Annotated in this window: 9 protein-coding genes; 3 read left to right on the top strand and 6 right to left on the bottom strand. The window is 68.1% G+C overall.

What is annotated here, in order from left to right; translation table 11 throughout:
• From EQG76_RS24675 to EQG76_RS24665, 3 genes are all read left to right on the top strand, one after another.
• On the top strand, positions 1–1,886 hold a 1,886-nt coding region (locus EQG76_RS24675; protein WP_159717263.1), incomplete at its 5' end, for a glycogen/starch/alpha-glucan phosphorylase.
• A 184-nt stretch (positions 1,887–2,070) separates the two neighbouring features.
• The gene (locus EQG76_RS24670; protein ID WP_200841088.1) at positions 2,071–2,751 is read left to right on the top strand and encodes a hypothetical protein; all 681 of its coding nucleotides are present in this window, start codon (positions 2,071–2,073) and stop codon (positions 2,749–2,751) included.
• A 127-nt stretch (positions 2,752–2,878) separates the two neighbouring features.
• Complete coding sequence (locus EQG76_RS24665; protein WP_159717259.1) at positions 2,879–3,073, top strand: hypothetical protein; 195 nt, start codon at positions 2,879–2,881, stop codon at positions 3,071–3,073.
• A gap of 45 nt (positions 3,074–3,118) precedes the next feature.
• Here EQG76_RS24665 and EQG76_RS24660 read toward each other — a convergent pair whose 3' ends face one another.
• From EQG76_RS24660 to EQG76_RS24635, 6 genes are all read right to left on the bottom strand, one after another.
• A complete protein-coding gene (locus EQG76_RS24660; protein WP_200841087.1) occupies positions 3,119–4,096 on the bottom strand; it encodes a formate dehydrogenase subunit gamma in 978 nt (325 codons plus the stop codon).
• A gap of 57 nt (positions 4,097–4,153) precedes the next feature.
• Positions 4,154–4,753: a formate dehydrogenase FDH3 subunit beta gene (fdh3B, locus tag EQG76_RS24655; RefSeq protein ID WP_159717257.1), complete on the bottom strand. Its 600-nt coding sequence runs from the start codon at positions 4,751–4,753 to the stop codon at positions 4,154–4,156.
• Positions 4,754–4,771: 18 nt separating this feature from the next.
• On the bottom strand, positions 4,772–7,714 hold the full coding sequence (locus EQG76_RS24650) for a formate dehydrogenase subunit alpha (protein WP_159717255.1): 2,943 nt from the start codon (positions 7,712–7,714) through the stop codon (positions 4,772–4,774).
• A gap of 4 nt (positions 7,715–7,718) precedes the next feature.
• A complete protein-coding gene (locus EQG76_RS24645; RefSeq protein WP_159717253.1) occupies positions 7,719–7,934 on the bottom strand; it encodes a formate dehydrogenase in 216 nt (71 codons plus the stop codon).
• A gap of 38 nt (positions 7,935–7,972) precedes the next feature.
• Positions 7,973–8,602, bottom strand: coding sequence for a TorD/DmsD family molecular chaperone (locus EQG76_RS24640; RefSeq protein WP_159717251.1), 630 nt, complete (start codon positions 8,600–8,602; stop codon positions 7,973–7,975).
• 220 nt (positions 8,603–8,822) lie between these two features.
• The coding region (locus EQG76_RS24635) for a DUF3306 domain-containing protein (RefSeq protein WP_159717249.1) at positions 8,823–9,512 on the bottom strand (690 nt) is incomplete at its 5' end.

Here is a 9,512-nt window from a genome sequence, read left to right as displayed (position 1 = left end):
TGCGGCTCGGCTGCTCGTTCGAGGTGCGCGGCGGCACGCTCGGCGTGGTCATGGGCCGCCCCTCGGCCCTGCAGGGCATCCCCTATGACCGCCCCGTGGTCGGCTATGGCGGGAAGAACATCAACACGCTGCGCCTGTGGAGCGCTGCGGCGCCCGGTGCCTTCGACTTCGCTGCCTTCAGTGCGGGGGAGTTCGTGAGTGCTTTGGCGGGGCAGCTGTCGGCGGAATCCCTGACCCGGGTGCTCTATCCCGACGATTCCACCAGCATGGGCCAGGGCCTGCGCTTCGTGCAGGAATATTTCCTGGTCGCCTGCTCACTGGCGGACCTGGTGCGCCGCTTCCGCCGCGGCCATGACGACTGGGGCAGCCTGCCGGACCAGGTGGCGATCCAGCTCAACGACACCCATCCGGCCATGGCCGTGCCGGAACTGATGCGGATCCTGCTGGACGAGGCGGGCTTGGGCTGGGAGGAGGCCTGGGACCTGACCCGGCGCACGCTGGCCTATACAAACCACACCCTCCTGCCCGAGGCCCTGGAGAAATGGCCGCTGCGCTGGTTCGAGCGGCTCCTGCCCCGCCAGCTCGAGATTATCCTGGAGATCGACCGCCGGCTGGCAGCCGAAGTGCGCGCCCGCTTCCCCGGCGATGAGGGACGGATCGCGCGCTCCAGCCTGGTCGAGAACGACGGCGACCGCCGGATCCGTATGGCGCATCTGGCGATCGTCGGCTCGCACAGCACCAATGGCGTCGCGGCGATCCATTCCGAACTCCTGCGCAAGGTCACGGTCCGGGACCTGGCGGAGCTCTATCCCGAGCGCTTCGGCAACAAGACCAACGGGGTGACGCCAAGGCGCTGGCTGCTCCTGGCCAACCCGGCCCTCGCGGGCAGCATCACCGCTGCCATCGGCGATCGCTGGATCACCGACCTCGCCGAGCTGGAAAGGCTGGCGCCACTTACGGAGGACACCGGCTTCCGCGACGCCGTGCACGACGCCAGGCGCCGGGCCAAGTCCAGCTTCGCCGACTGGCTGAAGACGAACTCAGGCGTCGTGGTGGACCCGGACTCGATCTTCGACAGCCAGGTCAAGCGCATTCACGAGTACAAGCGGCAGTTCCTGAACGGGTTGCGGGTCGTGGTCCTCTACAACCGGCTCCGCCAGGACCCGGCCTTGGAGATGGCGCCGCGCACCTTCTTCTTCGCCGGCAAGGCGGCCCCGGCCTATGAACTCGCCAAGCTGGTCATCAAGTTCCTCAACAATCTGGCTGGCACCATCGATGGCGACCCGGCCGTGCGGGGCCGCCTCAAGGTCGTGTTCCTGCCCGAGTACAACGTGTCGCTCGCCGAGCGGCTGATCCCGGCCAGCGACGTGTCCAACCAGATCTCGACCGCCGGCTACGAGGCGAGCGGCACCAGCAACATGAAGTTCATGATGAACGGCGCGCTCACGATCGGCACGCGGGACGGCGCCACCATCGAGATGGCGCAGGCGGCCGGGGAGGAAAACTTCTTCCTGTTCGGCCTGACCGCGCAGCAGGTGACCAACAGCCGGCCCTGGTACAGCCCGTGGTGGCACTACAAGCACGAGCCCGAGACCCGTGCCGCACTGAACCTGATCTTCTCGGACCATTTCAGCCGCTACGAGCCGGGCGCGTTCCTGCCGCTGCGCCGTGCCCTGCTGGAGGCTGGTGACCGCTACATGCACCTGGCCGACCTTTCCGCCTATCTCCAAGCGGACCGGCGGCTGCTCGAGGCCCATGCCGACCGGGACCGCTGGATGCGGATGGCGGTCGCCAACATCGCCCATTCCGGCAGGTTCTCCAGCGACCGCACGATCGTCGAGTATGCGTCCGAGATCTGGCAGGCGAGCCCGTGCCCGGTGCCCTAGGCAGGCCATCCGCCGCGATCGCGGGTTCCCCGGGATGATGCCCCCGTGGCGCACCGCCCCGGTGGCATGGATGGAACATGCGGCGCCCGGGGAAGTTCTCGCTTAGAGTCGCCCGGACCCGTGAACGAGACGCAGGTTCGTGAAGCTGCCCGCGAGGAGAGGATTGACCATGCGAGGCCCCCTGATGGTTGCGGTCGCCGGCCTCTCGGTGATCATTCCGGCGGCCGCCGGCGCACAGCCGGAGCAGCCGTCCCCGGCTCCGGCAGAGGCTGCGGGAGGTCAGGCCGAGACTGCCGCGCGTCGCGGGCCGGCGGATCTCTGCCAGGAACTGCTGGCCTTCGTGGAGCGCCCGGCCAAGGAGCGGGCCGCCGAAGAGGATTCCCCGCCACAGGCGGCCACGGCGGTCGAGGCGCCGTCCCAGGAAGAGCCGACGCCGCAGCCGGAAGGCGGCAACGACGCCTCGCAGGAGGCATCCGGCATGAGCGCCCCGATTGCCCCTTCGGGGGCCGGCACGCCCGGACCTCAGGTCGGGGCGGAGGACGAGCCGGCCGCCCCGCCGTCCGGGCAGGAACAGGCATCGCGGCAGGAACCGGCGGCGCCGGCTTCACCGGAGGCAGGCGCGCCCAAGTCGGCGGAAGCGAAGCAGATCCCTGGCCCGACCGCGGGCTCGGCCGCCCCGCCGCCCACCATCGATCCGGACGCCGCCCAGGTCGAGAAGGCCCAGGCGGCTGCGCAGACAGACGACATCGGCCAGTGCCGGGCAGTGGCGCAGGAACTGCGCCGGGCCGGGGTCACCATGCCGCCGCCCCTGCTGGCGCTGGCAGCGCTCGACCCGAAATTCTTCGAGGGAGGCGAGCAGCCATAGGCTCGGCATTGGGGGCTTGGCATCGGATCGGGGCCGGGCCGAAACTGGCATCGTTCACCGGCCGCGGGCGGGGCGACCCGGCTGCCGCCCTCTTGGATCGTCACCTGCCCGAGCGCGGAGATTCTCGATGAAGGTGTTCCTGGCAAGCGCTGTTGTGGCCATTCTCCTGGCCGTGGCGGCCTCGAGCATCCTCGGCCAGTTCCACGAGCCCGCCTATCAGCGGTTCGCGAGCAACGGCGCCTATGTCGATCATCCCGGGCACAATCTGGTCGGCCCCGACTGGTCCGGCCTGGCTCCCGTCCCGGCCGCACCGGAATCCTGAAGCGGCGGACGCGCCAAGCGGCACGCCCGGCCGGCACCCTATCGACTATTTGCGCAACTGATCCTCGACCCACAGGTCGTGATGGGCCCTGGCCCAGGCGACGTCGACCTCGCCATTGCCCATCGCGTCATAGGCACCCTCCATGCCGAGCGTGCCGATATAGATGTGGAAGATGATCACGGCGATGAACAGGAAGCCCACCACCGAGTGGACGACCTGGGTGATCTGCATCCCGTTGACGCCGAACGCCGCGAACGGGAAGAGCAGCATGATGCCGGTGACCGACATGACGATGCCGGCCAGGGCCACCCACCAGAAGATCAGCTTCTGACCGGCATTGAAGCGGCCGGCACTGGGATGGGTGTTGTTGAACATGCCCCCGCCCGCCTTCAGCCAGGCCCAATCGACCCCGCGCTGGGGGACGTTGTCCTTCACCCAGACCACGATCATGAACAGGACACCCAGCATGAACGGCCAGGCCAGATAGTTGTGCGCATATTTGCCCCACTGGGACAGGGTCCCGAACGCTTCGGGGCCGATCAGCGGCAGCAGATAGCGCTTGCCGAAGATGTAGTTGATGCCGCTCAGCGCCAGGATGATGAAGCTGATCGCGGTCAGCCAGTGGGTGAAGCGCTCGAACACGTTGAAGCGGAGGATCTTGATGCCGGAGACCTCGTCCGCCTGGATCGGCCCCTTGAGCAGGTAGACCCCGCCCAGCAGGAGGACCACCGCCAGGATCAGGATGCCGCTGCCCCAGGGTAGCCAGGATTCATGAAACGCCCGCCACAGCCTGCCCTGTGGCTGCTCCAGGATCGCGAGCTTCGGGTCGGGCTGGGCGAGATAGCCCTGGAGCTTGCCTTCCTGCTGGAGCAGGTCATCCGCCTGGACGGACATGGCGGTCGGGTTGACCGCCTGGGCCCCGGCCTCCTGGGCCCCTGCCTGCCGGGTCATGGCCGGGGCGCAAGCGACGACGAGGGCGATCATGACGACCAGCGCCCGGATCCAGTTCAGTCCATGAGTCACGGGATCCTCCTGTACGGCTCCTGGGGCGATGTCGGCCGGGTGTGTGGCACTTTCTGGTCAGGTGACGGTGATGGTTTCGCCATAGGCGGTCTTCCAGCCCCAGGCGCCCGACCCGTAGCCGCGCGTCACCACCCGCTCCTTGTAGATCTGCGCGATGATCTCGCCGTCACCGGCGAGCAGCGCCTTGGTCGAGCACATCTCCGCGCATAGCGGCAGCTTGCCTTCCGCCAGCCGGTTCGAGCCGTAGCGGACATACTCCGCCTCGGACAGGTCCGCGTCCGGCCCGCCGGCGCAGTAGGTGCATTTGTCCATCTTGCCGCGCGAGCCGAAATTCGTGGCCTGGGGAAACTGCGGCGCGCCGAACGGGCAGGCGTAGAAGCAGTAGCCGCAGCCGATGCAGATTTCCTTGGAGTGGAGCACTAGGCCGTCATCGGTCGCGTGGAAGCAGTCGACCGGGCACACGGCCGCGCAGGGCGCGTTGGTGCAGTGCATGCACGCCATCGACACCGAGCGCTCGCCCGGCTTGCCGTCGTTGATGGTGACGACCCGGCGGCGATTGATGCCCCACGGCACGTCGTGCTCGTTCTTGCAGGCGGTGACGCAGGCGTTGCAGTCGATGCAGCGGTTCGCGTCGCACAGGAATTTCAAGCGGGCCATGCGTGCTTCCCTTCCGCTTCAGACTGCCTGGATCTGGCAAAGCGTGGCCTTGCCCTCGTGCATGTTAGTCACCGGGTCGTAGCCGTAGGTCGTGACTGTGTTGGCGCTCTCGCCCAGCACGACCGGGTCGGTGTTGCCGGGATAGCGGTGACGGAGATCCTCGCCCTGGTACCAGCCGGCGAAATGGAACGGCATGAAGGCCACGCCCCTGCCGACCCGCTCGGTCACCAGGGCCTTCACCTTGACCCGCGCCTGGTTCTCCGCACCCGATACCCAGACGAAGCTGCCGCTCTGGATGCCGCGGTCGGCGGCATCGGCCGGATTGATCTCCACGTACATGTCCTGCTGCAGCTCGGCGAGCCAGCGGTTGGAGCGGGTCTCCTCGCCGCCGCCTTCGTACTCGACCAGCCGGCCCGAGGTCAGGATGATCGGGAACTCCTGTGCCAGATTGGCCTCGACGGCCGCCTGCTGCACCGAGAAGCCGAGATTGGGCAGGCGGAACTGGCGCTCGTCCGGGCGGGTCGGATAGTCGGCCACCAGGTCCGGGCGTGGCGAATAGACCGGCTCGCGATGGACCGGCACCGGGTCGGGCAGGTTCCAGGCGTTGGACCGCGCCTTGCCGTTGCCGTAGGGCGACACGCCATGGTCCAGGCAGACGCGCTGGATGCCGCCCGACAGGTCGGTGGCCCAGCTCACCGTGTCGATGTCGTTGCCGCCGATGCGCTGGATGACCTCGAACTCCTCCGCGGTCAGGTCCTGGTCCCAGCCGAGCTTCCTGAGCACCCCCATCGTGATCTCGGGATAGCCGTCGGTGAGGTCGGATCCCGCCGAGAAGGACCCCTCGCTCAGGAGGGTCTCGCCGTTGCGCTCGACGCCGAAGCGGGCGCGGAAGGTGCCGCCGCCATCCTTCACATGAAGGCTGGTGTTGTAGAGGACCGCGGAGCCGGGATGACGGATCTCCGGCTTGCCCCAGCACGGCCAGGGCAGGCCGTAATAGTCGCCGCCGACCTCGGGATCGTCCATCGGTGCGCGCAGGGAGACCAGGTCGAACTTGCCCTGGTTCCGCATGTGCGCCTTGAGACGTTCCGGGGACTGCCCGCAATAGCCCGTGGACCAGCCGCCCCGGTTGATCTCGCGCAGGATGTCCTCCGCCAGCGGCACGCCGTTCTCGACCTTGATGTTCTTGAACATCTGGTCGGCGAAGCCAAGCTTGACCGCGAGCCGGTAGAGGATCTCGTAGTCGTTCTTCGATTCGAAGATCGGCGGCACGATCTGCTCGCCCCATTGGAGCGAACGGTTCGACGCGGTCCGGCACCCGTCCATCTCGAGCGAGGTGCAGGCCGGCAGCAGATACATGTTGTCGGTGCGCTGCGACATCGAGGCGAACGAGGTCGGGTGGGGATCCACAACCACCAGCAGGTCCAGGCTCTCCACGCCCTTCACCGCCTCTGACATGCGGGTGACGGTGTTGCCGCCATGGCCCATCACGAACATGGCCTTGAGCGGGCTGCGCTGGTCGATCTGCTCTTCCGGCAGGAGGACCGCGTCGAACCACCTGGTCGAGGTCAGGCCCGGCGTCTCCATGTTGTCCTTGCGGCTGCGAGCCTTGCGGCCGCCCTTGGCCGGCACCTCATCGAAGCGCGACTGCAGCCACTCGTACTCGACCTCCCAGACCCGCGCCCAGTGCCGCCAGGCCCCTTCGACCAAGCCGTAGTAGAGCGGCAGGGTGGTGGAATCGAGGCCGAGATCGGTGGCCCCCTGGACGTTGGTGTGGCCGCGGAAGATGTTGGCGCCGGTCCCGGGCTTGCCGACATTGCCGGTCGCCAGGCACAGGTTGCACAGGGCGCGTACGTTGGCGGTGCCCACCGAGTGCTGCGTCACCCCCATGCACCAGATGACCGTCGAAGGCTTCTGCTTGGCGAAGGTCTCGGCGACGCGCCGCATGGTCTCCGGCGGCACGCCGCTGACCCGCTCGACCTCTGCCGGCGTCCACTTGGCGACCTCCTTGCGGACGTCATCCATTCCGTAGACGCGCTGGCTGATGAACTCCTGGTCCTCCCAGCCATTCTCGAAGATGTGCCAGAGCAGGCCCCAGGCCACCGCAATGTCGGTGCCCGACCGGATCCGGACATATTCGGTGGCATGGGCGGCAGTGCGGGTGAAGCGCGGGTCGATGACGATCAGGTTCGCCCGGTTGATCTCCTTGCCCGCCAGGACGTGCTGCATGGAGATCGGATGCGCTTCCGCTGGATTCCCGCCCATGATGATCATGGTCTTGGAGTTGCGGATGTCGTTGTAGGAATTGGTCTGGGCGCCATAGCCCCAGGTGTTGGCAACCCCGGCCACCGTGGTGGAGTGGCAGATGCGCGCCTGGTGGTCGACCGAGTTGGTGCCCCAGAAGGCGCCGAACTTGCGCAGGAGATAGGCGGCCTCGTTGGTGAACTTCGCCGAGCCCAGCCAGAGTACGGAATCGGCACCGGCCTTCTCGCGCAGGTCCAGGAGCTTGTCGCCGATCTCGTCGATCGCCTGCTCCCAGCTGATCCGCTGCCACTGGCCGCCCACCAGCTTCACCGGATACTTCAGGCGCCGCTCGCCGCCCACGATCTCGCGGATCGCAGCGCCCTTGGCACAGTGTGTCCCGCGATTGATCGGGCTTTCCCAGGACGGCTCCTGGCCGACCCAGACGCCATTCACCACCTCGGCGGTGACGGTGCAGCCGACCGAGCAATGGGTGCAGATGTTCTTCCTGATCTGCACCTGTGGGCCGGAAACGGCGCTGCCCGCGGCCTTCGCCTTCCGGACGGAACCGAGCTGAAGCGAGCCTAGGGCGGCCAGGCCGCCCACCGCCAGCCCCGAGCGGCGCAGGAAGGCACGGCGGTCCGTGCCCTCGCTCCCCTGGGCCACCATCTCGACCGGCATCCTGGCGCGGCCCGCCTCGCCGCTCCTGCGCTTGATCAGCATGGCCCTACTTCCTCAGCGTCTCGTAGCCATTGGTCCGGTAGAAGGCCCGGACATCGTCGGTCTCGCGGTACCGTGCTTTGGTCTCTTCCGGGCCCGGGTCATAGGCCTGGGCTTCCTTTGCGCCCATGACCGCACCGGCCGCGGCTGCCACCGAGCCGGTGCCGAGCGCGCGGAAGAATCTGCGGCGCCCGAGGGACCTGCCATCCTGCTGCTCGCTCATGTCTTCCTCCCCTGGCTTTCCGGCCGGCCCATCACTCATCAACCGGCGGCACGCCGCTCGGCTCCCGGCGATACAGCTTCCACATCCATCGCGAACGCACTGGCCTCGATCTCCATGAACAGCCGCCCGACCGTGCCGACGCTGCGGTAGAAGGGCGCGGATGCCGCCTGCTCCAGGTCCCCGAAGAACCGCCCGGCCCAGGGTTCGAGATGGCGGCGGAAGAACTGCCGTTCGCCCCCCCGCCCGGCGTCGAACCGGCCAGAGGCCAGGCCGGCCATAGTCTCGCACAGGATGGCCAGATGGTCCTCGGGCTCATGCACATGCGCCGCACGCTCGATCCCGAGCGCGGCCATGTCCTCCCGGATCCCTACGAGCGGCCGCTCGTGGAGGAACCCGGTCAGGTAGTACGAGGCAAAAGGAATGAGCTCGCTGCGGCCGATGCCGATGAGCAGATCGAAGAACGCACGCTCCAGCGCCGCCGGGTCCGCTGTGGCCGCAGCCTCGGCCAGTGCCGCATGGGCCTGCCCGAGCGGGCTTCCATCACCCTCCAGCCCGGCGAGCCGTGCCAGCAGCTCGGCGGTCGGCGCTCGGCCGAGCAGCAGCGCCAGCAGGTGGTATTCATGGGCCCGAAGGAGATCGATCTCGTCGATGGTGGGTCCGCCGCCCATGCTGCTCCCGTTCCGTGATGCCCCAGCCGTCACCTCGAAGCCGCCCCTGTGCCAGGCTCGGGACCGGCAGCCTGTGCATGGGACGTATCATGCCACGTCTGCAATCTGCCGGTAGGGTTGAGCACCAATTTCTTAACATTCTCGGGTGGTAGCCGCCTGTCTAGACGTAGTCTGCACTGATTGCGGACATTCCGCGGCCCGGCATTGGTCAGCCGTCGGGTCAGACCGGCATGGCGCCGCCGTGCCGGCGGCGCCGGATCGGCCGTTCGGCTGCATGATCCGGCTTGGTCGGCGTCGCCAGGTGTGGTTCGGGTCCGGACATCTCCAGCGCAGCGGCGGGCGGTGCCTGCGGGGCGGCGGCAACGGCCGGCGGGTCCGCGGCAGCGCTCTCAGCGATGGGTGCAGATGCAGTGTCATCCGCGGCGACCGGTGCCTCGCCTGCTCCGGGTTCAGGGCCGTCTTCCGGCGTGGCGGGAAGCCGGCTCACAATCCTGCGCGCGGCGGTGATCAATTCTTCTGTCCTGGCGAGCGGCCCCGAGCCTGGAACGCTGCCCGGGACGGACCAGTCATAGGCATAGTCGCGCGCATCGCCGACATAGTCGCGGATGGCTGGGTCCAGGACCCACATCCGCCTGAGCGCCGCGTTGCGCAGCGCCGCCGGGACGCCCTTGCGCATGAACGGCGTCAGGTCGGATTGCGCGGTCAGTCCCTCGACCGATGGCAGGCTGGGCAGTTCCTCCTGCAGGTCCGGCTGGGCCAGGGCGGCCGGCTCCTCGACCGTTGCCGGTACGGCATCCGGCTCGGCCGGAACATCCGCCTCGGCCGGGGCTTCCGCCGCCTCGCTGTCTCGCGTGAGTTCCCTGCGGGCCTCCAGCTTGCGGCGCGACCAGCGCGACAGGAAATCCCTATC

Source organism: Geminicoccus flavidas (genome assembly GCF_009806515.1).
Taxonomy (GTDB): domain Bacteria; phylum Pseudomonadota; class Alphaproteobacteria; order Geminicoccales; family Geminicoccaceae; genus Geminicoccus; species Geminicoccus flavidus.
The sequence above is the reverse complement of the archived record's forward strand: the minus strand, read 5'-3'. Positions and strand labels throughout refer to the sequence as shown.